This is a genomic window from Anditalea andensis (genome assembly GCF_000714815.1).
In the GTDB taxonomy this organism is placed as follows: domain Bacteria; phylum Bacteroidota; class Bacteroidia; order Cytophagales; family Cyclobacteriaceae; genus Anditalea; species Anditalea andensis.
The window spans coordinates 31,885-56,928 of sequence record NZ_JMIH01000028.1 but is presented as its reverse complement, the minus strand read 5'-3'; the positions used below and the strand labels follow the sequence as shown (position 1 = coordinate 56,928).

Genomic DNA, 25,044 nt, shown 5'->3' with positions numbered 1-25,044 from the left:
AATAAAGTGTGTCTTGCTTTGGGCATATCAGATCTTATCGACTGAATTTATTTTTTGCTTAATAAATATATCTGCCTACCACCATCTTCAAGTGAAGTCACCACGATGTGTTTTCCGTCTGGACTGGGACATGGATGAAGATCACAGCGAAAATGCCCGTTTGCAGGTGTATGGTGGTGAAAGGTGGCTATTTTTGAACTTGTATCATTTTTTGAATCATAAGTGTAGAGATCTATATTTTCCTGATAAGGAGTATCAAAAATAAATTTATCCTTTGTTCCACTGAAATGACGCATATGGACATTTTTTTTAATTAGATGAGGGGCTATTTTAGGAAGTTTTTGTACGCCATCAGTGGAGTCTTTGTAGACGTACAGCCCGTTTTGCTGCCATGCATAGAGGTGCTCGTTGTCCAGCCAGATGACATGAGAGGTAGCATGGCCAAGTAATCTCATGTCGTTTCCGTCCGTTCCGCATGTAATACTTGCTCCCATGCTGTCGCTCCAGCCTTTGGACAGATCTTTGGATCGATAGCGTATTTTTACAGTTAGACGGCTGCCGTCAGGGCTTACTTTTACATGATTGAACCAATAGATAGGGGATTTAAGTAGTTGATTGAGTCGTTCTTTGATCCGTAAATGTGGGAAAAGGAATCCGGCAGCTTTATTTATTGATAGAATTAATTTCTTTTCTCCAGTTTCTAAATCTATTCTCCAAATACCATCATCTTTTGGCTTTAGTTTATTAATCATATGGCCTTCCCCGCCCACATATCCGTAGCCGGGACGTACATGGTCCAGTCTCGCCATATTGAGAGAAAGAACAAACTTTCCATTTGGATCTACAGCATATATAGGCTGATCCATAGTTTCGGTTTTACCTGTATCAAGGGAATGGAGGCGTGAAACAAATTTACCGTTTTCCCTATCGTTCCATATCAATGTACGGGTATTAGGCAGCCATTGGCTCATGGCGCCTTGCTGCCAACTCCATGCAGTGCTTTCTCCCACTTTATACCATTTTTGCCCTTCTTTGAGGTTAATATATCCTATCTCTATAGCATCTGTAGATGTAGGCTGGCGTTCTTTTATGGTAATTTTATGTCCTGCGAGCAGATTGCTCCCTGAATCAAAAACAGGTATGTCATAATAAGCATGGGAATGGTAGGCTCCAGATTCACTTCCTTGAGTGAGTTTGGTCAGTAGCCATTTTTCTTCATTTAGTGGAGCATTCATAGATAGTGGTAAAGAGGGTGGGTATTTATCGGATTTTAGAAAGAATTTTTCTATATAAACTTGAGGAATCGTTGCGTAATTTTAATAAAGCCAGTTGGGTCCTCCAGGGCAATTTATCAAGGGTGCCAGATTTCCTTATGGGCATTTTTTCAATTTGAATCCTTTGGTCTTCCCCCAAATGCTGTAACAATAAGTTGCCATAGGATTGTCCATGTGTACTTACCCCAGCGGTAGCCAGCCTTTTTTGAAGACTTTGAAGTAATGCTTGGTTCCATTTAAAATGATGGACCCTAAGGGGGATCTGAAATCTAGTTGTTGCCGCTTTTATCCCGTTGAATTTTGCAAGCTGACGGGATCCAAAGATATATTTGATCGGGCTTCCATGGTTTAAAGGAAAATGACCTCCTCTTTCAGGCAGTAAGTCACCTTTACATGCCATTATGTTTACAGTACCGTTCTCCCACCCATTTTCTTCCACCTGACGAATGGTGCATATGACATCAGCCTGTACGGGGAATTGTTCCCAAAGTGGCGGTGATGCTTTGATAGCTGCTAAGGATCCATCAGATGTCAGTCTATCTATAAAAACCCCTTGGACACAGTTGATTTCTTTTTTATCACAGTAAGATAGGAATACTGATAGTTTATCGGGGAATTCATGAAATTCATCTACATCTGCACTGATGACCCAATCTTCTTTATTGGCGACGCATAGCTGGATCTCCCTTCGCTTTTCCCACATGGTGGCGCTGGTGTAGGGGGCTATCCAGATTTCGGCAGCAGTTATTCCATCTTGATGGAGAATAGCCTGTGCTTTCTTCATCTCATGACTATCTGATTCTGAAGCTTGCAGAATGAAATACATATTCTTTGTATGTATTCCCAGCGCTTTATAATAGGCTATAAAATGTGGCAAGAGTGCTAAGTCATGTTCCACTCCTGCACATGTTATAAGTTTTATTTCTGCCATTTAAGTTTTTAAATTCAAAATGTTAAGTTCACTATTAAGACTGGATTTGGTAATTGAGAGAAATAAACAATTACTGAAGAACTTTTCTTATAAAATAAGGGATTGGAAATTGGAAGTTACAAAAAATAGGGTGTATAACAATTATTTGTACATGTAAAAAGAGTTTAATATTCTAAAGCATTTTAAATAATATTGGCAAAACTCCTTTTTATGAATGAATATCTCAACATATCGCGTTATTGATGAGATAGCTATAAGTTTTAATTTGATTTACAAAGGGTAGTGTTAAATATTTATCCCATAGAAAAATGCCTAAAACCCCCAAGGGACAAAAATAAAAAAAGCCACTCCTACGAGTGGCTATGTAGCCTCGACGGGAATCGAACCCATATCTAAAGTTTAGGAAACTTCTATTCTATCCATTGAACTACGAGGCCAAGATCATTAAGATAATGAATAAAGTAGGAATTCTAAGGCAATAAGTATCCAGTTTCTTTACTACAAGGTCCTTTGGTTTCGCTCCTCCAGGCACTATGCATAAATAACCGGTCATCCTATATCATCATCATTAATGCCCGCAATTTAACCCAAAATTTTGAACTTCCACAAATAAAATTAAAGCTACTTGTACTTTTCCATATTAATGAGTTATCTTTGCAGTCCAAAAATAAGGTGGACGGGATCCACCAATTAACTAAATATCAATATAATATGGCAGTAAAAATCAGATTATCGCGTAGAGGTAGAAAAAGAATGGCCATCTATGACGTAGTAGTAGCTGATGCAAGAGCTCCACGTGATGGACGCTTTATCGAAAAAATCGGATCTTATAATCCTAACACTGACCCAGCATCTATCAATATCAACAATGAGCGTGCTCTTAAGTGGTTATTGAACGGTGCCCAGCCAACGGATACAGTTAAGGCTATGCTTTCTTACCGTGGTGTAATGCTTAAGAAACACCTTCAGATAGGCGTCTTGAAAGGTGCTATTACTCAGGAAGATGCAGACAAAAAATACGAAGACTGGATCACTTCTAAAGAAGAAGCTATCACTGGCAAGAAGGATAAATTGACTCAGGCTAAAGATGAAGCCCGTCAGAAAGCCCTTGCTGCTGAGACTGCTAAAAAAGAAGCCCGTCTAGAAGCTATCAAAAAGAGAGAAGATGAAGCCAAGGCTGCTGCCGAAGCTGCTAATGCTCCTGCTGAAGAAGGCGAAGCCTCCGAAGAAGCTCCTGAAGCTAACGAAGAAGAAAACAACGCTTAATCAAATCCACTATCCGTGAACATAGACAACTGTTACCAAATCGGCTACATTTCTAAAGTTCATGGTTTGCATGGAGAAGTTACCGTAGTCCTGGATGTAGATGACCCATCGCAATATGAAGACCTCGAACATGTCTTTTTAGAGCAAAAGTCACGATTGGCACCTTACTTCCTCGAGCATTTTGTCCTGCAGCCCGGTAATAAGGCGCTGGCTAAATTTGAGGAGTATGAAACTGTAAATGATGCCAGTACCCTGGTAGGGGCTGTTGTTTATTTACCGCTGAATGCCCTTCCTACCTTGGAGGACCATCAGTATTACTTCCATGACCTCATAGGATTTACTGTGGAGGATCAAAACCACGGCGAATTGGGAGAGATTAAGATAATATATGACCTTCAGACCCAGGATTTGATAGGGTTGGACTACAAAGGAAAAGAAGTACTGATCCCTATACAGGACGGTATCATTACCAAAGTAGACAAGACAGCAAAAAAAGTTTTCTGTCACTTGCCAGAAGGTTTACTTGACATTTATCTGGAAGATTAGTCCATGCGCATAGATATCATTACGGTAGTTCCGGGATTGCTGGAGGGTCCATTTTCACATTCTATCCTTAAAAGGGCAGAAGATAAAGGACTAGCAGAGGTAAAACTGCATAATCTTAGAGATTACTCCACTGATAAGCATAAACAGATTGATGATTATGCTTTTGGTGGCGGTGCAGGCATGGTCATGATGATAGGGCCTATCGCCAGGTGTATAGATGCACTGAAGAGCGAAAGGGACTATGATGAGGTAATATACATGACTCCGGATGGTGAGACATTCGATCAGGGTATGGCCAACTCACTTTCTCTCAAAGGCAACCTTATCATTCTTTGCGGACACTATAAAGGTGTGGATGAAAGGGTAAGGCAAAAATACATCACCAAAGAAATCAGTATTGGGGATTTTGTTTTATCCGGAGGAGAGCTGGCAGCCGCCGTAGTGACAGATGCAGTGATCCGCTTGATTCCGGGAGTGCTCAATGATGAGACTTCCGCACTGACAGATTCCTTTCAGGACGGCCTGTTGGCTCCTCCTGTATTTACCAGGCCTGCAGTGTATGAGGGCATGAAAGTGCCGGATATATTACTTTCGGGACATAATGGAAAGATAGACGAATGGCGGTTTGAAGAATCGGTTCGCCGGACCAGAGAAAGAAGACCTGATCTGCTGAAGGGCAGGGATTTCTAAGGTGGCGATTTACGTAAATATTTGAGAATTAATTTAATAGAAAAATAAAATTGCATAGATTTGCAGTTCTAATTGCGAAAGCAAATAAAGGATAAAGATATGAGCGAACTAATTAAATTTGTAGAAGAGGAATACAAAGATGTAAGATCGAAATTCCCTTCTTTCAAGGCTGGAGATACGATCAATGTTCACGTAAAGATTACGGAAGGTAACAAAGAGCGTGTTCAGCAGTTCCAAGGTACAGTAATCCAGAGAAAGAATCCTAATACTAACGGAGAGACTTTCACGGTAAGAAAAATTTCAAACGGTATCGGAGTAGAAAGGATTTTCCCAATCATCGGCCCTAGCATCGAAAAAATCGAAGTGCTTAGAGAAGGTAAAGTAAGAAGAGCGAGACTGTTCTATCTAAGAGGACGTCACGGAAAAGCTGCCAAGATCAAAGAAAAGATCAGAGCAAGAAAATAATAGCTTTGTTTATAAAGCAGAAAGGGATCCAAATGGGTCCCTTTTTTTTATATATCGAATGTGGAGGCTTTTCATTCACGCGATGAAATGTAAGTGTTGAGGAGCAGGTATAGTTGCTTTAAATGCTCAAACCCAATCTTCCAGAAACTGATCATATCTCCCACGTAAATCTTTGATATCTTCTGGTTCTGAAAAACCATTTTCTCCAGCCCTCATACACATATCTGCATGTCTTCTTAATATTTTCAAACGGGTTTGGTCCCGGGTAAATTGCTTGATGGTAAACAGACCTTCCATTAAACGGATCAAAACAGCAGGATTATTAGCTGAATATTGCCTCACTTGATTGAAGGCTGCATTCACTAGGCCTTCAAAAGTAAGTGGGTTTAATATCATTCTCAGATGTCCATTGTCATCGAATCTGTAGCCTGATGGGAATATGTTTGCAGCGAGTTCACTAAGGTTGGCAGTAAGCTTATCCAAAGCGGTGATAGCGGTAAAAGGATCATTTATACCAGATGAAAGTGCCCTGGAAATGATCTCCACCAGCTGGTGCACAGAAAATTCAGCATCATGGGTAGGTGTCCTGTTTTCTCCGAGAATGAAGGCAGCTGTAATTTTTTTTATGGTTTTTTCATTTAAAGGAGCATGAGAACTGATTTTGGCTAAAGTCATGTTTTTTACTATGAGATCTCCCGGTCGATGGTCAAATTCAAATACCAGATCATTATCTTTAGCGATCTGAAGTAAGTTTTCGCCATTTATAAGCTGTAAATACCCGCTTTTAGGGTTAGAAATCAAGGTTTTGATGGGAATCTTATCTGTATGTTCTTTCAAAAACACCTCACTTTGCTCGAAATTATGAGTGCCTATCTGGTTCGGATATAGTATTTTGAGACTGCTTCTCAGGTTTTTGCCTACATCAGTGATGATATAATCGGCCTGTATGCTTACTGCAATATGATGGATGTAGGCAATGAGTAAAAATATGTTAGCTATAGATATGATTATGGCTACAAATATGGAAATGTTGGGAATAAATTCATTATCCTCAACGCCTTTCACTACCCTTAATATCAAAATGCAAAAAATAAAAGTAGCGATATAGGTCCCCAGGACAACCTGATTGAGCCTGTCATTCATAAAATTCCGTAGTAACCTAGATCCAAACTCCGAAGAGGCTAAGGTTAGTGCTACCAATGTAATAGAAAATACGATACCGGTAACATTTAACATCGCTCCGGCGATGGTAGAGAGGATCTGTCTGGCAGACTCTACGTCTTCTGTTATAAAATGGGAAAAGAAACCCTCAAAGGCTACATGGTAATTACTGTCTAGATCAATTAGAACTATCGATAAGATGATGGATGCCAAAACAATTACAGCAGGAATAAACCAAAAGCTGGTTTTGAGTTTTTCCCAGATATGAATAGTCAGTGTTTTCATTAAAAAATAAGGTTAAAGTAATGATGAGAGGTAAATCGTTGTACTATAATCCTGCCAATATATAATATCTAAATTATCTGTTTATAAATGTTTTAAAAACAGCATAAATCTTCCCGTTCTGAAGGTGGTGATGAAATTATACATAATCGAGATGTTGTAATGCAGGCTTTTAGGACACATCAATGATTATACTTTTACCCATGCTCTATTTCATGCTGTTTTACTTTTTCATAATGAAGGTATTACCCTAATACTTACGCCGAAAACCATTTAATTTCTACCTCCTTCCCTATCTTTTTGCTATCTTTGTATCATATTTGGTGAGACCAAAACTGTCAATTTATACGGTGGTTTTACCTTCGAAGGAAAAGAATTTAAAATGAACAGAGAAGTACGTGTACGATTTGCGCCATCCCCTACAGGAGCGCTCCATATAGGTGGGGTGAGAACTGCCCTTTACAATTATCTTTTTGCTAAGAAAAACAACGGTAAATTTCTGCTCCGCATTGAGGATACTGATCAGAATAGGTTCGTGCCCGGCGCAGAAGAATATATCAAAGATGCCCTCGAGTGGATCGGCGTAGTGCCCGATGAAAGCCCCTGGTCTGAAGGTCAATATGGGCCATATAGACAATCGGAACGTAAGCCCATGTACATGCAGTATGCACTGGACCTGGTGGAGAAGGGCCATGCTTACTATGCCTTTGATACAGCAGAAGAACTTGAAGCGATGAGGGAAAGGCTCACTGCCGCGAGGGTGGTTTCGCCCCAGTACAATTCTATTACTAGGGCCCAGATGAAAAATTCCCTTACCCTTCCGGATGATGAAGTAAAGGAAAGACTGGCTTCCGGTGACCCCTATGTGATCCGTATAAAGATACCAAGGAAAGAGGAAGTCAGATTAAATGATATGATCCGCGGTTGGGTGATGGTTCACTCCAGTACTCTGGATGATAAAGTACTGATGAAATCTGACGGTATGCCTACATACCATCTGGCAAATATCGTAGATGATCATCTGATGCATATCACACACGTGATCCGTGGGGAAGAATGGTTGCCTTCTGCACCGCTTCACGTATTGCTATATAAATATTTTGGATGGGAGGATACTATGCCGCAGTTTGCCCACCTCCCTCTTTTGATGAAGCCTGACGGAAATGGAAAGCTATCAAAGAGAGATGCAGAAAAACACGGTTTTCCTATTTTCCCACTCGATTGGACTGATCCAACATCTGGTGAAAAAGCACAGGGCTTTAAAGAATCAGGCTACCTGCCTGATGCCTTCTTAAACTTCCTGGCCTTTCTTGGCTGGAATCCAGGGGATCACCGTGAGATCTTCAGCGTAGATGAGTTAATAGAGGCTTTTTCCATAGACAGGATAGGCAAATCAGGAACCAAATTTGACATCAATAAAGCCAAATGGTTTAACGAGCAGTATCTTAGGTCAAAATTAGATGCCGAGCTTGCCGAATACCTTTTGACAGATCTTAGTAAAGAAGGCATCAGTATCTCCCAGGATAAAGCTGAAAGCATTGTAACCTTAATGAAAGAAAGAGCCACTTTCCCTTCTGATCTTTGGAAAGAAGGGAAATTTATGATAATAGCTCCGGATACATTTGACGAGGGCGTGGCAGCTAAGCGCTGGAACAATGAGGCAGTAACCGTGTTATCTACCTATCGGGACAAACTCTTATCATTGGATGATGACCTCAATCCTGAAAATGCAAAGACACTTCTCGAGGCTGCTGCTGAGGAAAACGGTATCAAATTGGGTAAGGTGATGCAGGCAGTAAGACTGGCAGTTACTGGAATAGGCGCTGGACCGGATCTTATGCAGGTATTTACTATATTAGGTAAAAAAGAGTTATCCAAAAGAATAGATTTTGCGTTAGATAAGTTAAAGGTAACTGTATAGTCTGTCTATCGGCTTCACCAGTAGATAGCAGTGTAAGTATCCATTGAACCCTGAAAAAGGATAAAGCTATGGCCAAGAAATCAAAAAAGGACGAAAATCCTAAAGTAAGTGCAGACTTGGAAGGCTTCAAAATGAAAATCAATTCATTTGGAGAAATTTCCAGTTCGTTTTCTATCGATAAGATCAACGAATTTCTGAACAAGAATGTAGATGATAAAAAACTGAGAGATAGGGATGATCTAGAAGAGGTAAAAAAGAAACCTAAAAAATAGAAAGAGCCGCCATTAGTGCGGCTTTTTTTATGTGGTAATGTTTCTAAAAATTCCAATAATATGGTTTAAAATGTACGCTGCCATAAAGGGATATAAAAACACTCATTACTTAGGGGGAAATTAATTTGTGATTATCATCATGTTGCTATTTTTTTTCGAATTGTCAGCTGTATATACATCGATATAGATATCTAGGTGAAAATGGAAATTCCCTTCCCAGATAATATTCGGTTTCATTGACATATGATAGATCTATTCACTATTTTTGGCACATGCATGCAATGTTAAAAATTTTATTGAGCTTGTCGTTACTCTTATTTGTGATTGCTGATATGCAGGCACAGACCAGTTTAGGAGTCAGGGCGGGATATTCTTCATCGAATGTCAGTTATAGATCTGCACCAGGGGCACCGCCAAGGAGGACAGGTGATGTTTTGACCCCTACTTATTCTTTTGTGATCGAGCAATTTTTTGCTGATAATGCAGGAGTTCAGCTGGAAGTTCAGTGGCTCACCCACGGTTATGCAGAACAGGATACGCTAGGTAATGTGAATGAATCACGTCTAAATTATATGAAGGTTCCTGTGCTATCAAATTTTTATATTGGAAATAAAAACAGGTTCCATATAAAAATGGGGCCGCATTTTGGAATGTTATTAAATGCCAGTGATATAAGAAGGACACATGAAACCAATGATCTAGGTCTGCCTTCCATGCCACAATATGGAAGGGAAACAGACGCTCCCCAGCGATTCATGTATGGTCTTACTGGTGGTGTAGGTCTCTCAAGGTTGCTGGGAAGAAACACAGTACAGGCAGAACTAAGGTTTGGTTATGAGTTTGGCAGGCCAGAGGGCTTGGATAGGGTATTTGATATGAATTTCAGTAGCCTGGAACTTACACTATCTTATTTATTTGCGGTTATCAGACGTCCTTAGAGGGGGGGGTTGCCTTCCTGTATAGAGTATAATAGTATGCCGGGAAGATCAATGCCCGCAATTTCCATAAATTTTTTTCTTCTAGGGATAAGCTTTTATTTTGGTGGACTTTCATATACATGCTGCCTGCCATGACGGTATGGGCGATTAGGAGCAGAAAGATAGCCGCATATATGATTAATTCTGTCATCTTGTGAATTTAGGTAATAATGATGGGACCTCTTTTTTATAGTCCTCATATGCTGGTCCAAAAATGGTGATTAATTTTCTTTCCTCAAAGTAAATGCCTATCGGTATATATATGATCAATGCTACCAGGTGTACCAGTGAGACCGTAGTAGGCATATATAAAAAGAAACCCAGATAAATAAATATTAGTGCAAGATAAACGGGATGTCGTAGATAGCGATGTATTCCCTGGACGATTAATTCCTGTGGTTCATGCAGGTCATTATGTAAAGGCAAACCCAAAAACCGCAGCGGTCCAAAAAATTTGAAAGCCTTAATGAGTATGATTGTTCCTATTCCAGAAAGCATGAGAGCCATATATTCACCGAAATCACCTGTGGGAAATAGTATAACCGTAGGAATAGTGGCCCCATAAAAAAATATGATGACAAAGAGGGATAATGATATCAAAGCGTAAAAAAACCTATACCATTTATACCCTTTTCCCATGTATCGATGAATATTTCTTTTTATCTTCAAGCTGGCAAGAACGCTGTGAATAAAATAGAAGAGAGCCCAGCTCATCAATAATAGGATGTATGACATTTTGGATAAGGTTTGTGTGAAGATAAAGCTTAAAGCGGTAAAATAATAACTTAATTCTTGGTATAAGTATGAAAATAGGCTTGATTAAAGAAAATAAAAACCCCTATGATAAACGGGTGCCTTTTGATCCCAGCCAATTGGCTACTATAGTCAGAAATGCTGAAGGTTATTTTGATTTTATTATCGAACCCAGTGCTCATAGGTGTTTTGCTGACAGTGAATACATTGATGAGGGCCTTACGGTATCTGCAGAAGTAGAAGATTGCGACATTCTGATGGGAATTAAGGAAGTGCCTATAGCATCTATAATTCCAAACAAAACATATATATTTTTTTCGCATACTACTAAAAAGCAGGAAGCCAATAGGCGTATGTTACAGCATATATTGGAAAACCACGTTACCCTCATCGATTACGAAGGGATCAAGGATAAAAATGGAAATAGACTGGTGGCTTTTGGAAAATGGGCTGGAATAGTGGGTGCGTATAATGGACTATGGACATATGGAAAAAAAACAGGGTTATTTGATTTAAAGAGAGCTATAGACTGCTATGACATTCAGGAATTGAAACAAGAACTGAAAAAAATAAGTCTTCCTCCTATAAAAATGGTCATTACGGGTACTGGTAAAGTAGGAGGGGGAGTTCAGGAAATATTGAAGCTTGTAAAGGTCAAAGAGGTTTCTCCGGCAGATTTGATCAGTAAATATTATGAAGTGCCTGTATATGCGGTCCTTTCATCGGAAGATTATAATAGGAGGAAAGCAGATGGTGTATATAACAGAGAAGAATTTCATTCTCACCCCGAGCTTTACGAGAGTGACTTTCTCAAATATACAGAGGCATGTGATATATTGTTTGCAGCAGCTTATTGGCATCCCAGAGCACCTAGGCTTTTTGCTCCCAAAGATTTGTTGGCAGATGATTTTAACATTTCGGTGATAGCCGATATTTCATGTGATATCGATGGGTCTATCCCAACTACCTTGAGATCCAGTAGTGTAGCAGATCCTGTGTATGATGTGGATAGAAAAACGATGCGGGAAATTCCTGCTTTTGGGTCTCAGCATAGTATATCGGTAATGGCTATAGATAACCTGCCCTGTGAGTTGCCAAGAGATGCTTCCCGTGATTTTGGCAATCAGCTCATGCAATATCTTATACCTGAACTCATGCTGGAATCCTCTGATTTATTAGAAAAGGCAACTATAGCCAAAAACGGGAAATTAATGCCTGCCTATACCTATCTGGAAGGGTATGTAAATCCCATAACTACTAATTAACAATGAAAAACTTAGAGCGATATATAGAGCAAACTGTCTTAAAGCCATTAACGGTGGATGCGGACATAGAACTGCTGATAGCAGAAGCTAGGAAATATAATTTTGTCGGCGTTTGCGTCCCTCCTTTTTGGGTAAAAAAAGTGAAAAGGGAACTTGCCGATACAGATACTCAAGTGGTTACTGTGGTAGGTTTTCCGCTTGGATATAACATGACCGAAACGAAGGTTTTTGAAACCCAACAGGCTATCAGAAACGGTGCAGATGAAATAGATGTGGTCTGGTCACTTACTTCTTTCAAAACAGGCATGAACTGGCCCAAAATAGAATTGGCAAAGCTGGCCACCTTCTGTCATGAAGAAGAGCGACTCCTTAAAGTCATCATAGAAACCGCCTATTTAGATGAGAAGGAAATTATCACTGCCTGCGAAATTTGCAGTGATGCTGGGGTCGACTTTGTCAAGACTTCCACCGGATTTGCTCCCGAAGGGGCCAAGGTAGAGCATATTTCTTTGATGAGGAGTATACTTCCCAGTAACGTGGGCATTAAAGCCAGCGGGGGCATCAAGACATATGAACAGGCTGTGGCGCTTATCCATGCTGGAGCTGACAGGATTGGCACCAGCGCTGGACTCCAAATACTGGAAGGACTGGTAAAAAACAGTTAATATCTTAAAAAAACAGCTGCTGAGTAGCAGATTTGTCTAAATGGGTTTTCTTAGGGACCAGTATCTCTTTGTTTTTCTCTTTACTGCGAGCATCATGGACCTGAACATCATCTTTCTTATTGAAATATATCAAAAGAAAAGGAATGATAAAGAAAGTCATCAGGATATATGCCAAACTCACATATTTTTTATTAATAGAAATTCTTCCAAAGAAGCTGGCTATCATGACCGGGATATGGCGTATAGCTGGGAATGGCAGAAAAATCAAAGCTCCTATTAAATTTATAATTACATGGACAATAGCAATGCTGATAGCTGCTTCGGTTTTATAAATAGCAGCTATAATGGCTGTGATGGTGGTGCCCATATTGGCGCCTATGATAAAAGGAAAAATTTTCGCCAGTTTTATCTTTCTTGTCGCGACTGCAGGTACGACCAGTGAAGTGGTCACTGTACTAGACTGTACAGCTGCTGTAAACAATATGCCATAAATAAAGGTCAGTAAAGGCGCCTTAAATACATGCTCGCTTAGATTTTTGAAATGGGTAGAGAGAAACGCCTTATATACTGTTTCAGATAAAATTTTAATGGAGCCAAACACCAGCAGTATAGCTAAAATAAACCATAATATCGGTTGAGCAAAAAGCTGGGTAATCCATAAAGTAAAGGGACGGGTGATCAGGACATTATATATGAATTCACTTTTGGTAGGGTCATCCGCTGCAAAAAAAGTATGGGTGAGGTATTCAGAAAAATAGCTTAAAAACCCAAAATATAGTTCCAGTGGGAAAAGGATGATTACTGTAAGAATGTTAAATATATCGTGCAGCACCCCAGCAGCCAATGCTCTTTTAAATTCATTTCTCTTCATTATAAAAGTGAATGATACCAATGTACTGGTGAGTGTGGTGCCTATATTGGCCCCCATGATTACCGGAACCGCCTGAATGAGTGACAGGCTACCTGAAGCGACCACCGCTACTACCATGGCAGTGATCATGCTGCTGGACTGAAACATGGCTGTCATGAGCAAGCCTATAAATAATCCTACAAAAGGGTTAAGAGTAGCTGTAAAAATATCTTTGGTGACATCATTACTGAAGGTTCCTAAAGAATAAGTAAGTAAATCAATTGAAAATACAAAAAGCACAAAGGCTAAAACCAGTTGCATAGCCATGATGAGCTTAAAATAGCTTCCATTTGCGGACTGGATTTTACTCATTTAAAATTGCTGGCAGGGTTTGGCTGGAATGATATATAATCTTACAAAGTAACGTCACAATTGGTATATAAATACGGATTCAATATGAAGCTTTTGTTAACAATGGCAGTAGTCTGAAAAAGTGTATTTTAATGGAAGAAGACCTCTTATTTCAATTTATTCCAGAGTTTGATAAATATAATTCAATCCCTACCTTTGGATTCCAAATACTGGTTCAGGTGATTGTTACTAAATGTTAGCGATGAGTTAACAATTTATTAATATATATGCCGATGAAACTTCTTTAACTTTGCGCGGAAAATTATTTCAGCCGAAAAAACATTTATGGCAAAATTAAAAGATCAAAATATTAACCAGGATGCTTTATCCAAAGCTGCCTATTCACTTTTTGATTTCTCTAAAAAAGAAAAATCCTTCTTGGTAGTGATATGCGTATTGGTATCCATAGCAGGAATCATTACTCCTTATACCTATGCAGCTATGTGGTTTGGGTTTTTTCTGGCTGCTTATTCTGCCATAGCAAATGACAGTATACAGACCATAGGGACTTTTATAGCGTCCAACCAAACCCGAAAGTGGTATTACCTGTGGTTATTCATGGGGTTGATTTTCGTGGGCACAGTTTGGTTTAGCTGGTATTTTAACAATGGGGACGTCAGTTATGAAAGGCTTCAGGTACCAGGTTTAGACCAGGCACCTACCAGCTTTGTATTTCTGCAGTTGGCTGCACCGATAGTACTATTGGTAATGACCCGATTGAGGATGCCGGTTTCGACTACATTTTTATTGCTTAATGTCTTTACCTATAAGGCTGGGACTATTGCAGGAGTGGTCCAGAAAAGTTTCATAGGTTATATTCTAGCATTTGTAATAGCCATAGTAGTGTGGTATGTGCTTGAAAAGTTTGTTTCCAATTATTTGAAAGGCAAGCCTAAACCTTACTGGTATGTACTGCAATGGTTTACTTCTGGTACATTGTGGGCTGTATGGATCATGCAGGATGCTGCCAATATTGCGGTATTTTTACCTCGTCGGCTCGATGTATGGGAATTTATAGTCTATGCAGGGGTGGTATTTTTTGGATTAGGTTTCCTTTTCTACATGAAAGGTGACAGAATTCAAAAAATAGTCACAGAAAAAACGAAAGTAACCGATGTAAGAGCTGCTACGATAGTAGATTTTGTTTATGCGATAATTTTGTTTTATTTCAAAATGTACAGCAATATGCCTATGAGTACCACATGGGTATTTATAGGTCTGTTGGGAGGTAGAGAGCTTTCTATTGCTTTGGCAAAATCAAAAAAATTAAAGAAGAGAAAAGCCCGACTGGTTAGAGCCTGGAGACTGGCACGGAATGATGTTTATAAAGCTTTTATCGGATTGTTGGTGTCATTGATCCTCGCCCTTATTATCAATGAAGGGGTAAGGAAAGAGATATTTGACCTGATCAGTGGCCGCTAAGCATATTAGAAGGCTGGGCATAATGGTCCAGCCTTTATATTTTTCCCGTTTTTATAACTGTAAGCTTAATCATTATGTATAATAAAATTCGTTCTTATTATCGACAGTCACTCGAGATACAGTATGAAAGAGGGCTTATTTTTCATCCAGCAGATGCAGTGTAAGGATTTCTTCAGGCTGAAGTTTATTTCTGTATTTTTTATATTTAGTTTTTGCATATTTCATTTCCACATCAAGATCCAGTGAGAAGGCTTTTTCCAGTATTTGTGGATGAATGTAGTATTGTCTGCATACACTGACGGTGTTATTAAGCTTTTGAGCTACTAGATTCACCAAAGTGGTGTCCAGTTTCTTTCGGGGGTTTTCCTCTATTTCTTGTTCGGCCTCTTTTTTCAGCTTCAACGTGAGGACGGATCCGGCCCAGGTCCGGAAGTTTTTGGCAGAAAAATCTTCTCCTGTGATATCCCGAAGGTATTCATTTACATGATCGCTCATCAGGTTACAATAACACTTAGTAGCATCATCATAGTACCTGAACAATTCGTATCCAGGTAGATCATGGCAGTCTTTGACCAGGTTGACCAGCGTTTCATCTTCGAGTGTCACCTTCTGATATATTCCGCTCTTTGCTTTGAATTCAAAACTGACGATCCCATCCTGAAAATTGACATGTTTTCTTCTAAGCGTACTCAGCCCATAAGTGCCATTTTCTTTAGCATAGGAAAGGTTTCCTACCCTGATAAAAGCCTCATCTAGAATCATTACCATAATAGCCAAAACTTTTTCTTTTGGCCAGCCCTCTCTTTTGATGTCCTTCGCTATTCTTTTGCGAATAGAAGGTAATGCTTCTCCGAAGTGCCGGAGCCTCTCGTATTTGGAGTTTTGGCGGTGTAAGATCCATTTGGGATGATAAAGGTATTGTTTCCTGCCTTTCTGATCATACCCTACCGCCTGTATATGGGCTTTGGGTGTTTTGGTGATCCATACCTTTTTCCACTGGGGTGGGATGACGAGTTGTTCGATTCTTTTTAAAGTGGTTTTAGCGGTTATTTTCGTACCCTGGGTAGTTACATAATAAAATCCGGTGCCGGCTCTTTTTCTAAGTATCCCAGGTGCTTCCTGGTCTGTATAAATTAAATTTTCGGGTATGGTCATATAGTTGGCTAATGTTTCGGAATAACCATCAAATGAATAAAAAAGTTAAACCATTGGTAATGATTTTCTGACCGTTTGTAGTTCTATTTTATTTTTCATCCACAAGTCACTTTTTTTATACCCAGCATATGCACGTTGTGTTTTGGTCTTAAAAGAAAATCGGTTAACTTCATTTTATGGAGTTGTACTCACACGAATATTTCATGAATGAGGCTATGAAGCAGGCCAGAACAGCGTTTGATGATGGAGAAATTCCTGTAGGTGCCATAGTGGTCTGTAGGAATACTATAATATCCCGGGCTTATAATCAGACCGAAAAACTTACAGATGTGACAGCTCATGCAGAGATTTTAGCCATAACTGCGGCCTCCAATTATTTGGGATCAAAATACCTCAAAGAATGTAAACTCTATGTTACTCTCGAGCCATGTATAATGTGTGCAGGGGCTACTTTCTGGGCTCAACTAGGAGAACTGCATTTTGCAGCAGAGGATCTACATCGCGGTTTTTCTACCTTACAGGCCCCAGTGTTGCATCCCAAAACAAAGGTTTTTTCAGGTATGATGGCTCAGGAGTCCAACCATTTATTACAGGAGTTTTTTAAAATTTTAAGAAATAAGTAGAATGAAAAATTTTAAAGAACCATTTATCAAATAGTTTGGTTTACCCTATATACCTTTTAAAATAGGAGATTTTAATGTTTAACCTTTAAATTTTAACAAAAAATGGCTTTTGAACTCCCTAACCTACCCTATGACACTAGTGCATTGGAACCGCATATCGATGCGAAAACCATGGAAATCCACCATGGTAAACACCACAATGCTTATGTTACCAAACTTAATGAAGCTATCCAAGGCTCCGACCTTGAAGGAAAAAGCTTGGAAGAATTGATGAGCAATATCTCTTCAGCACCTACTGCTGTCCGAAATAATGGAGGTGGACACTATAACCATTCTCTTTTTTGGAAAATCATGTCTCCACAAGGCGGAGGAGAACCATCAGGTGAGCTTGCTGATGCTATCAATGATAAATTTGGTTCTTTTGCAGCCTTTAAAGAAGAATTTGAAAAAGCAGCTGCTACAAGATTTGGTTCTGGATGGGCTTGGCTTATCAAAGACGGATCTGGTGGAGTAGCAGTAACTTCTACCCCTAACCAGGATAATCCGCTGATGGATGTTGCCGATGACCAGGGTACCCCTATTTTAGGACTTGATGTATGGGAACACGCTTATTATTTGAATTACCAAAATAAAAGACCAGATTACATTTCTGCATTTTGGAATGTAGTAGACTGGAATGAAGTCAACAGAAGATTTAACGAAGCCTAATAGTTGGCTCAGTAATAAATGCTCCGATCGGGATTTTCCGGATCGGAGTTTTTTTGTTCATTGAATTTTTTTCATACAAAGTCCGATAAGGTGAAATGCAAAAGGCGCTAAGAATTTTTCCTGCAAAGATTCAAATGAAACAAAGATTTTATGAGAAACAGCCTTTTTACTGTGAGCTTAAATCTTATAAATCTTCAGTATGCACCATGATTGTTCCTCTTAAGTTCCTTGGCGCCTTTTTAGCTATTTAACTGTTTCTATAAAAAACTGTACGTCCAGCGAACAATAAAAGTGTTCATTATCAGTACATACAATATTCTGTTTTATTTCGTAAATTATTATAAATCAGGTTTTTATATGTAAATTTTTGTATTGGCACCGCTTTTTCAATAGGGTTGGTATCATCTATTATAATACCAACTCTATGAAATTTTCTTATCAGATTTTTGCGATCGTTTTTATCTTTCTATTGGGTGCCAGCCATGTAGTAGCTAAAGAAACCGGTCAGATAACTGGACAGGTAAAAGACTCCAGGGATGAAGTGCTTCCCTTTGCCAATGTAGCATTAATAGAAGCATCTTCCGGAAAACTTATCACAGGGAGCGTTTCTGATGAAAACGGTAAATTTTCTATCAGCACTTCCCAATCGGGGACTTTTAAAATTAAAATTTCTACCATTGGATTTGAGACTTATGTATCCGAAGCCTTTGACCTTCAGCCCGGTGCCGTAAAGGATTTTGGCACTATTCAGGTGCAGGAGGAGATGGCTTCTTTAGGCGAGGTGGAAGTGAGAGCTGCCAGACCGGAGGTAACCATTGAAGCCGACAAAACCACTATCAATATAGAAGGAACCGTCATGGCAGAGGGGAATACGGCCCTTGATGTTATCGGGCGCTCACCTGGCGTTTTTGTAGATCAGGACGGTAATATAAATTTAAATGGGCGCTCAGGGGTAACGGTGATGATCAATGACAGACAGACCTATATGAGTGCGCAGGATCTGGCCAACTTTTTAAGAGCCATGCCAGCTGAGAATATCAAAAGCATAGAAGTTATCAATAATCCCTCTGCAAGGTTTGATGCTGAAGGAGCTGCTGGTGTCATCAATATAAAATTAAAGAAAAACAATATGGATGGTGTATTTGGTAATTTTCAGGCAGGAAATCAATATAATGGCTACTATGCTCCCTTCGGAGGTGCTACTGTGAATGTGAAAAAAGGCCGATGGACTACCAATGCCAGCTTTAATTATAGTGAATACAATATATTGAATGAACTGAACATCAATAGGAATTTTCAGCTGGAGGAAGGTGTATCCAGCTTTGATCAGGCTAATGATATGATCATGAAGAGAAATAATAAGTTTTTTACAGGAGGGGCAGACTATGAAGTGAATAAAAATCACAGTTTGGGTATGAATTTACAATTGTCAGATAATAGGGGTACCGATATCAGTGATAGCCGAACTGTTATTACAAACCCTGGACTGACCGCTAGAAATTACATTCTATCTGAAAATGACAATAGATCAGGTACCCAGCGGGTTTTTGCAAACCTTCACTATGTAGGACAGCTGGACACCTTAGGTACCAAAATTACTTCTGATATAGATTATACCAAAATGTATTCTGATAGTGAGGGTATCCTGTCCAATGAATATTACATGGGTGAAAGAGAAAATCTAAGCAGAGATAGGATTATGACCATTAATGACATGGAATACCATATATTCACTGCGAAAGTAGATTTTATCAAACCATTTGGCAAAGGTAAAGTCCTAGAGTCAGGATTAAAAGGAAGCTGGGTTCGTTCTGATAATGACCTAAATTTGAGCAGGAGCGTAGAAGAAGAACCATTTATGCCAGATCCCAACAGCAATGCATTTGTATATCATGAAAATGTGTTAGCGGCCTATACTACTTATAAAGGTTCTATATTTCCAAATTTAAGCTTTCAGGCTGGATTAAGAGGTGAATATTCTGACATCCAAGGTAATTCTCTTACGATGGGACAGATTAATACACAGCGATATTTTAGCCTTTTTCCCAGTATGTTTCTGCAACATAAATTAAGTGATAATTATTCCATTAACTATAATTTGAACAGGAGAATTACCAGGCCTAATTATAGACTGCTCAACCCGTTTGTGTTCTATATAGATCCTCTGACCACAGAAGAGGGTAACCCAGCACTGAGACCTCAATTTTCAAATAATTTTGAAATGAACCATGTGATCAAAAATGCCTATCAGGTATCCGTGAGTTACTCAGAAACCGAAGACGTATTTCAGCAAATTTTTACACAGGATGAGGCAACTAGAACTACCACCACATATACGGCAAATTTTGATAAAGCTAGAAATTTTAATTTCAGAGGTATCATACCGGTAGACCTGGCTCCCTGGTGGAACACCAGCAATATGTTACAGGTCAGCCATCAGGCCTGGAAATCAATGATCGGAGATGCTTTACTGGATGTTTCTCAAACTTCCTTTTTGGCCAGAACCCAGCACAATATTGTATTGCCAGCCGGATTTAAGCTGGAAGTAGTGGGGATGTATTTAGGTCCGCAGCTATATGGACAGGCCCGCTTAGCTTCTTTTGGATGGGTGGATGCAGGTGTTTCCAAATCCGTTATGAAAGACAAACTGAGCATTACCTTAAATGGAACCGACTTATTCCGTACCCAGATAATCAATGCGGATATACAATTTGATCAGATGGATACCCAGTTCAGACAGTACAGAAGTAATCAAGGCGTAAGACTTACTTTGAGATATAAATTTGCCCAGGGAGAGAGCTTTAGGGTGTCTAACAGAAATGGAAGTAAAGAAGAAAGAGACCGTCTGGGAGATTAGTTTAGGAATAAATATCCATATCTTTCATCTTGAACCTGTCCCTATCCAAATGCTGTTCAAGCAATCTGTGGAGATTATATCTTTGTGTGGAAAATAATTTTATAAAGAAATGTAATATCATATAATTTTAAAAATGGCTCCTTCTGGGGCCTTTTTAGTTGATTGTACGTAAAAAATTTGGTAGGATTGATAGCTATACCTGATTAATCCAGATACAAAAACAAGAGTAATTTTATTTATCCTAATGTAAAGTTTAACATTTTACTATAAATGAAGTTTTTTCTATTGACCTGCTTTTAAAGCCACTTTATATACTGTCCAAAAATCTTCTTCGATCTCTTCGTTTAAGTTTGACATGAACCACAGGTGGTCATCTCTTACCATAAATTGTGTAGGATTAAAACCATCGGGCACAGTAGTCTCCTTTATCTTGTTTCCTTCCTTATCGAGTAGGAGCAGATATTTGGGATACTTATCCTTCATTCGTAAACTGAAAGCAGTAAATTCCTGTGAGTTCGATATAAGATCAAACTCTTCCTTATCCTGATCATTATAGCCCTGGAAATAGCTAATGATTACATAATCATCCAATACTTTAACATTGGAAATTCTTCCTGCACTCATATCCGGCCGGATCATATTAGGATCCACCTTGGCAAAATCTTCTCCCTGGTTCTGCTTAAAGTCAGTCAGAGGCAAATGAGTTCTTTGTAATAGCGCATAGGGAGGGTTGAGGTCATACACATTGAGATAGGTATCTTTACCTACCACTATATAAATTTTATCCTCCTTCACATCTACCATAGGCATCATATCTGCAATATCATGTCCCTTGCCGTTTTTGTAAATGCTATCATCTTCCAGTCCCATAAAACGGTTAATTTCGCCGGTATTATTATCGATCATTGCCAATAAAAGAAAATGGTCATAGAATTCAGGGGTATTTCTTTTGTATTCTCCCCAAGTCTCCACCGCTTTGATTAATGTTTTGTCCCCCAGATCATAAAACTCAGAATCAGCTGTAGACCTCCCTGAAAAAGATGTTGACTTTTCTCCCGCGAATTTTTTACTGTTTGAAAGATTACCTTCTAAATCATATTCAAATAAACCGGTATTGGATACCAAATTGATTTTCTGTCCGTCTTCTGAAAATTTAGCTGCTGCCAGGGGGAAGCTTCCATAGGAATCAGGTGCGTCTGCTATTTTTGTGAAGGAGGAAAGGGTTTGTCCTTCGAAATCAGTGATTACAAATGTTCCCTCCATCTGATTAAATAACAAAACCCTTTTATGATCAGGGTTTATATCCATGAGGTTAAGCTGTCCTAAATAATTTATCCTTACACTGTCTACTTTTTCAAATCTCAGTGAAGCATGAAATTCTTTTTCGTTTTGAAAATTAGAACAGCTAAAGTTCAGATATGCTATCAGCATTAATAGGAATGAGGACTGCTTCGAAATATTCATTAAAGTCAAAAGTTAGTGCTTTATAAATTTAAACAATTAGTTTAAAAAAATTATTATGATGGCAAAAATAAATTGACATAAAAAAACCTGTGAATATCCACAGGTAGAAGTTATTATTTAAAGTGGTACAGGAATACCAGATTACCAGTGAAGGCTGGTTTTTTCTGCCCCTTGATTTCCAGTTTTACCTTCATTTCAGTTTTTATGGTCCCTCTTAGGTTAGTGATGTTTTCTAATGAAGCATTCAGCCTAACCTCATCCCCTACCATTACTGCCTGGGCAAATCGGAGGTTTTCTATTCCATAATTAACCATCATTGACAAATTATTTACTTTAACCACTTGTTCCCAAAGATAAGGTACTATAGATAGCGTGAGGTAGCCATGGGCGATGGTGCCCCCAAAAGCGCCTTCTGATTTAGCCCTCTCGGGATCTGTATGTATCCACTGATGGTCCAGTGTCGCATCAGCAAAAAGATTTACCTGGTTTTGTGTGATGGTATGGTATTCCGATACGCCCAGTTCCTGACCTACGTATTTTTCAAATTCCTCAAAACTGTTTATGATAAGCTGGCTCATGTCTTTACATTTTTTTAAAAGCGTGAATATATTAAAAAGGGTTGGGATTATAAAGGAATAGTGATAGGTGGATTAAGGATTAGTAAATAGAGCATTAATTCATATAGGAAATGCGATAAGAAAATGAGTGATGAGTAAATACCATAGTCCATAATTTCGTTTTTCCTATGGCTATCCTCTATTTATTCAGAGAGTGAGATTATGCTCCCCCATCGTGTTTAATGCATATACTTTAGATTTTATAAAATAAGGCCAAAAGTAGATTAACTAAATTTAAGTTTTAATCCAAAATGTAGTTGTGTATTTTTGATTCTTGACATACATATTTATGATTTTCATTAGGAGACAAGTGTTTTTTTAAGGACGGATTTTTATGGGTGTTTAAGAATTTTGATGATGAGGTGGAGTTACATCAGGTTGAGTTTTAGAGAGTGATATAATTTAAAATCCCTTTTAACCTTTAAATTTCCAGATTAATAAATCATATATAATGAATCAAATGAATTTATTCTTCAAGCTATCTGCCATATTAATTTTCTACACCAATATTGATTGTTTCTCCCAAAGTAGCAGCTTTATTTCAGGAGTGGTTTTTGACCAAGATACTGATGAACCCATAGCTTACGCAAATATTGGGGTAAAGAGAAAATTTATGGGCACAGTTACTGACTCCACTGGATATTTTTCGATTGATTTATATCAGCTTTCCAATACTGATACAATTGAAATATCAAGATTGGGCTATGGAAAGTTTAGGATATCCGTAAAGGATCTCAAGGAGAAGGGAGATAAGGCGAATGTGATATTATTGCGCCAGTTGGCGTTGGATATGGAAGAATTTTTGGTGGCTGCTGACCCTTCAGGTGACACAAAAATTTATGGGAATTCCACATTGAAATCCCGTTTTGCTTATGCATTTAATCCTATTAAATCCCGGGCATCTGGTAATTTAGGGAGAGAAGTGGCTATAGAGGTAAATCCTGGTAACAAACCGGTCTCAATAACTGCCGTAAAATTTGTGCTGAGTAACAACCAGATGGATGAGTTAATATTAAGGGTTAATCTTTACAATGAAAATTCAGAATTTAACGGCTTACCCGGAGAAAGGTATTTTGAGAAAATCTTTAGGGTTGAAAATAAATTCATGGGAGAATATGTTATTGAACTTGAAAATTACAATCTGAATATTTCAGAAAAATTTTGGGTGTCGATCGAATTCTTAAATTATCGCAATGATAATGAATTTGGGATTGTTACTTTGCCGGTAAAAATGCCTTTCGGCAAAATGTTGGTGAGGAATAGCAGCTTGGGGGAGTGGAATAAAAACCTAGGATCACCAAGTATTCAGGTTGAGGCAAAAGTTTTTAAAGAAGTACTTATAAAATAGATGGGTTTAAATTGTGGACTAAATTATCAAAGGAAATTATATATCCTATTATAAATACTCTATTCATTTGCGCATCCCTTTTCGTTTCTTACGGGATAAGTTTTGCGAGATTTTTTTTCACACAGAACCTAACCAAAGATAAGCGACTCGGAAAATCACTGATGACTTTGATGTTTTATTAAACTTATAGATTTCCCTAATCTCTTCTTATTCATGATATTGAATATGCTGCTTAGAAAAATTATTTTGTAATTCAGAAGGGGTTACAGATCTAAAAGGGCTTAAGAAAAATATTAAAATAATAAGGAAGCCTTAAACAAATCAATAAACAATAAAAACGTCATATTAAGATTCAGAAACCGATAAGCTAAATTTTATGATCCTAACTTTATCTTCTAATCTATCGATAAAGTAATACCTTTGTAATAACAATCTAACGGTATGGAAGCTTCCATAATTTAAATAGGTAACCCAAAGTACTTCGATTAAGTAAGGCAACAATTGATAAGTACAACATTAAAAATAAAGTTGAAATAATTCTCGAAGACGAAAAAATCATTCTTAAACCATTAGATGAAGCTAGAAAAGGCTTGAGAACGGCATTCAAGAAAATGAATGAGCGTGGGGATGATAACCTAAAATTTGATGATGTATTCGAGGATGAAAACTTTGACGAATGGAAGTTAAGTAATATCAAAAATTCTGGTAAATCTTGACCCAACAGTGGGTAGCGAAATTAAGAAAATAAGGGCTTCTGTATTAATATCGCCAGACGAATTGAATGATTGCTTAAGAACGGTAATTAGCGCTCCTATGACAACCAAAAGTTATAAGTACCCGACAAAAATTAAAGTCAAGCATTATGAACAACAAGGCTGGATTGGTAGGGACCAAATAAGGACACTAGATAAATCACGAATAATTAAAACCTTGGGATATTTGTCAAGCGAGGAAATTGATAAATGTAAATTGGAAATTAAAGAAACCTTTGTCTATTAGAAAGATAAAAAGCATTAAAATGGGATATGGATTAAAAAAGTATCCCATGCATTCTCTGCGCCTCTGCGAGGAAATTGTTCACGCAGAGGCGTAGAGACGCTAAGAAATAGGCTTTTTTTTAA

General features: G+C 38.4%; 23 protein-coding genes and 1 tRNA gene. 15 read left to right on the top strand and 9 right to left on the bottom strand.

All coding sequences use genetic code 11. The features are described from left to right. Positions 1–47 precede the first annotated feature (47 nt). From EL17_RS19495 to EL17_RS19485, 3 genes are all read right to left on the bottom strand, one after another. The gene (locus tag EL17_RS19495) at positions 48–1,235 is read right to left on the bottom strand and encodes a TolB-like translocation protein (RefSeq protein ID WP_035078225.1); all 1,188 of its coding nucleotides are present in this window, start codon (positions 1,233–1,235) and stop codon (positions 48–50) included. A 25-nt stretch (positions 1,236–1,260) separates the two neighbouring features. Continuing rightward, positions 1,261–2,205 (bottom strand): glycosyltransferase family protein, encoded by a 945-nt coding sequence (locus EL17_RS19490; protein ID WP_035078223.1) that lies wholly within the window; start codon positions 2,203–2,205, stop codon positions 1,261–1,263. A gap of 365 nt (positions 2,206–2,570) precedes the next feature. Then, positions 2,571–2,642 (bottom strand) — tRNA-Arg (locus EL17_RS19485). 274 nt (positions 2,643–2,916) lie between these two features. Between EL17_RS19485 and EL17_RS19480 the strand changes: the two genes are divergently transcribed. From EL17_RS19480 to rplS, 4 genes are all read left to right on the top strand, one after another. Continuing rightward, on the top strand, positions 2,917–3,471 hold the full coding sequence (locus EL17_RS19480) for a 30S ribosomal protein S16 (protein ID WP_035078653.1): 555 nt from the start codon (positions 2,917–2,919) through the stop codon (positions 3,469–3,471). A 15-nt stretch (positions 3,472–3,486) separates the two neighbouring features. Continuing rightward, on the top strand, positions 3,487–4,017 hold the full coding sequence (gene rimM / locus EL17_RS19475; RefSeq protein ID WP_035078220.1) for a ribosome maturation factor RimM: 531 nt from the start codon (positions 3,487–3,489) through the stop codon (positions 4,015–4,017). Positions 4,018–4,020: 3 nt separating this feature from the next. Next, entirely contained in the window at positions 4,021–4,707 is a 687-nt protein-coding gene (gene trmD, locus EL17_RS19470) for a tRNA (guanosine(37)-N1)-methyltransferase TrmD (protein WP_035078213.1), read from the top strand. A 99-nt stretch (positions 4,708–4,806) separates the two neighbouring features. Further along, complete coding sequence (gene rplS / locus EL17_RS19465) at positions 4,807–5,172, top strand: 50S ribosomal protein L19 (RefSeq protein ID WP_035078650.1); 366 nt, start codon at positions 4,807–4,809, stop codon at positions 5,170–5,172. 126 nt (positions 5,173–5,298) lie between these two features. Here the strand turns inward: rplS and EL17_RS19460 are convergent, their stop codons facing one another. Beyond that, positions 5,299–6,618: a DUF2254 domain-containing protein gene (locus EL17_RS19460; protein ID WP_035078211.1), complete on the bottom strand. Its 1,320-nt coding sequence runs from the start codon at positions 6,616–6,618 to the stop codon at positions 5,299–5,301. Between the two features lie 379 nt (positions 6,619–6,997). Here EL17_RS19460 and gltX point away from each other — a divergent pair, with 379 nt between their 5' ends. From gltX to EL17_RS19445, 3 genes are all read left to right on the top strand, one after another. Continuing rightward, positions 6,998–8,536, top strand: a complete 1,539-nt coding sequence (gltX, locus tag EL17_RS19455; protein ID WP_035078210.1) for a glutamate--tRNA ligase — start codon at positions 6,998–7,000, stop codon at positions 8,534–8,536. A gap of 68 nt (positions 8,537–8,604) precedes the next feature. Beyond that, complete coding sequence (locus EL17_RS19450; protein ID WP_035078209.1) at positions 8,605–8,808, top strand: hypothetical protein; 204 nt, start codon at positions 8,605–8,607, stop codon at positions 8,806–8,808. Positions 8,809–9,089: 281 nt separating this feature from the next. Next, the gene (locus EL17_RS19445; RefSeq protein ID WP_164675177.1) at positions 9,090–9,746 is read left to right on the top strand and encodes an outer membrane beta-barrel protein; all 657 of its coding nucleotides are present in this window, start codon (positions 9,090–9,092) and stop codon (positions 9,744–9,746) included. Positions 9,747–9,932: 186 nt separating this feature from the next. Here EL17_RS19445 and EL17_RS19435 read toward each other — a convergent pair whose 3' ends face one another. After that, the gene (locus tag EL17_RS19435; RefSeq protein WP_035078204.1) at positions 9,933–10,520 is read right to left on the bottom strand and encodes a methyltransferase family protein; all 588 of its coding nucleotides are present in this window, start codon (positions 10,518–10,520) and stop codon (positions 9,933–9,935) included. 68 nt (positions 10,521–10,588) lie between these two features. On the opposite strand from EL17_RS19435, the gene EL17_RS19430 reads away from it, so the two are divergent. Together EL17_RS19430 and deoC are read left to right on the top strand one after the other, a co-directional pair. Then, positions 10,589–11,803: an NAD(P)-dependent oxidoreductase gene (locus EL17_RS19430; RefSeq protein ID WP_035078202.1), complete on the top strand. Its 1,215-nt coding sequence runs from the start codon at positions 10,589–10,591 to the stop codon at positions 11,801–11,803. A gap of 2 nt (positions 11,804–11,805) precedes the next feature. Beyond that, complete coding sequence (deoC, locus tag EL17_RS19425; RefSeq protein WP_035078199.1) at positions 11,806–12,468, top strand: deoxyribose-phosphate aldolase; 663 nt, start codon at positions 11,806–11,808, stop codon at positions 12,466–12,468. Between the two features lie 4 nt (positions 12,469–12,472). On the opposite strand, the gene EL17_RS19420 is transcribed toward deoC, so the two are convergent. Next, a complete protein-coding gene (locus EL17_RS19420; protein WP_035078196.1) occupies positions 12,473–13,690 on the bottom strand; it encodes a Na/Pi symporter in 1,218 nt (405 codons plus the stop codon). 324 nt (positions 13,691–14,014) lie between these two features. On the opposite strand from EL17_RS19420, the gene EL17_RS19415 reads away from it, so the two are divergent. Further along, positions 14,015–15,151, top strand: a complete 1,137-nt coding sequence (locus EL17_RS19415; protein ID WP_035078195.1) for a hypothetical protein — start codon at positions 14,015–14,017, stop codon at positions 15,149–15,151. Between the two features lie 135 nt (positions 15,152–15,286). On the opposite strand, the gene EL17_RS19410 is transcribed toward EL17_RS19415, so the two are convergent. Next, the gene (locus EL17_RS19410) at positions 15,287–16,306 is read right to left on the bottom strand and encodes a DNA topoisomerase IB (RefSeq protein ID WP_035078194.1); all 1,020 of its coding nucleotides are present in this window, start codon (positions 16,304–16,306) and stop codon (positions 15,287–15,289) included. A 176-nt stretch (positions 16,307–16,482) separates the two neighbouring features. On the opposite strand from EL17_RS19410, the gene EL17_RS19405 reads away from it, so the two are divergent. The 3 genes from EL17_RS19405 (at position 16,483) to EL17_RS19395 (ending at position 20,494) form a co-directional block, all read left to right on the top strand. Continuing rightward, positions 16,483–16,929 carry a nucleoside deaminase gene (locus tag EL17_RS19405; RefSeq protein WP_035078193.1) on the top strand — a complete coding sequence of 149 codons (447 nt, stop codon included), beginning with the start codon at positions 16,483–16,485 and terminating at the stop codon, positions 16,927–16,929. Between the two features lie 102 nt (positions 16,930–17,031). Further along, the gene (locus tag EL17_RS19400) at positions 17,032–17,637 is read left to right on the top strand and encodes a superoxide dismutase (protein WP_035078190.1); all 606 of its coding nucleotides are present in this window, start codon (positions 17,032–17,034) and stop codon (positions 17,635–17,637) included. Positions 17,638–18,061: 424 nt separating this feature from the next. After that, a complete protein-coding gene (locus EL17_RS19395; RefSeq protein WP_035078187.1) occupies positions 18,062–20,494 on the top strand; it encodes a TonB-dependent receptor in 2,433 nt (810 codons plus the stop codon). Between the two features lie 282 nt (positions 20,495–20,776). Here EL17_RS19395 and EL17_RS19390 read toward each other — a convergent pair whose 3' ends face one another. After that, positions 20,777–21,958, bottom strand: coding sequence for a hypothetical protein (locus EL17_RS19390; RefSeq protein ID WP_164675176.1), 1,182 nt, complete (start codon positions 21,956–21,958; stop codon positions 20,777–20,779). Between the two features lie 113 nt (positions 21,959–22,071). Then, positions 22,072–22,536 carry a MaoC family dehydratase gene (locus tag EL17_RS19385; protein ID WP_035078182.1) on the bottom strand — a complete coding sequence of 155 codons (465 nt, stop codon included), beginning with the start codon at positions 22,534–22,536 and terminating at the stop codon, positions 22,072–22,074. Positions 22,537–23,035: 499 nt separating this feature from the next. On the opposite strand from EL17_RS19385, the gene EL17_RS19380 reads away from it, so the two are divergent. Together EL17_RS19380 and EL17_RS19370 are read left to right on the top strand one after the other, a co-directional pair. Beyond that, positions 23,036–23,923: a carboxypeptidase-like regulatory domain-containing protein gene (locus EL17_RS19380; RefSeq protein WP_164675175.1), complete on the top strand. Its 888-nt coding sequence runs from the start codon at positions 23,036–23,038 to the stop codon at positions 23,921–23,923. Between the two features lie 690 nt (positions 23,924–24,613). Beyond that, positions 24,614–24,922 (top strand): type II toxin-antitoxin system PemK/MazF family toxin, encoded by a 309-nt coding sequence (locus EL17_RS19370; protein ID WP_035078173.1) that lies wholly within the window; start codon positions 24,614–24,616, stop codon positions 24,920–24,922. Positions 24,923–25,044: the final 122 nt, after the last annotated feature.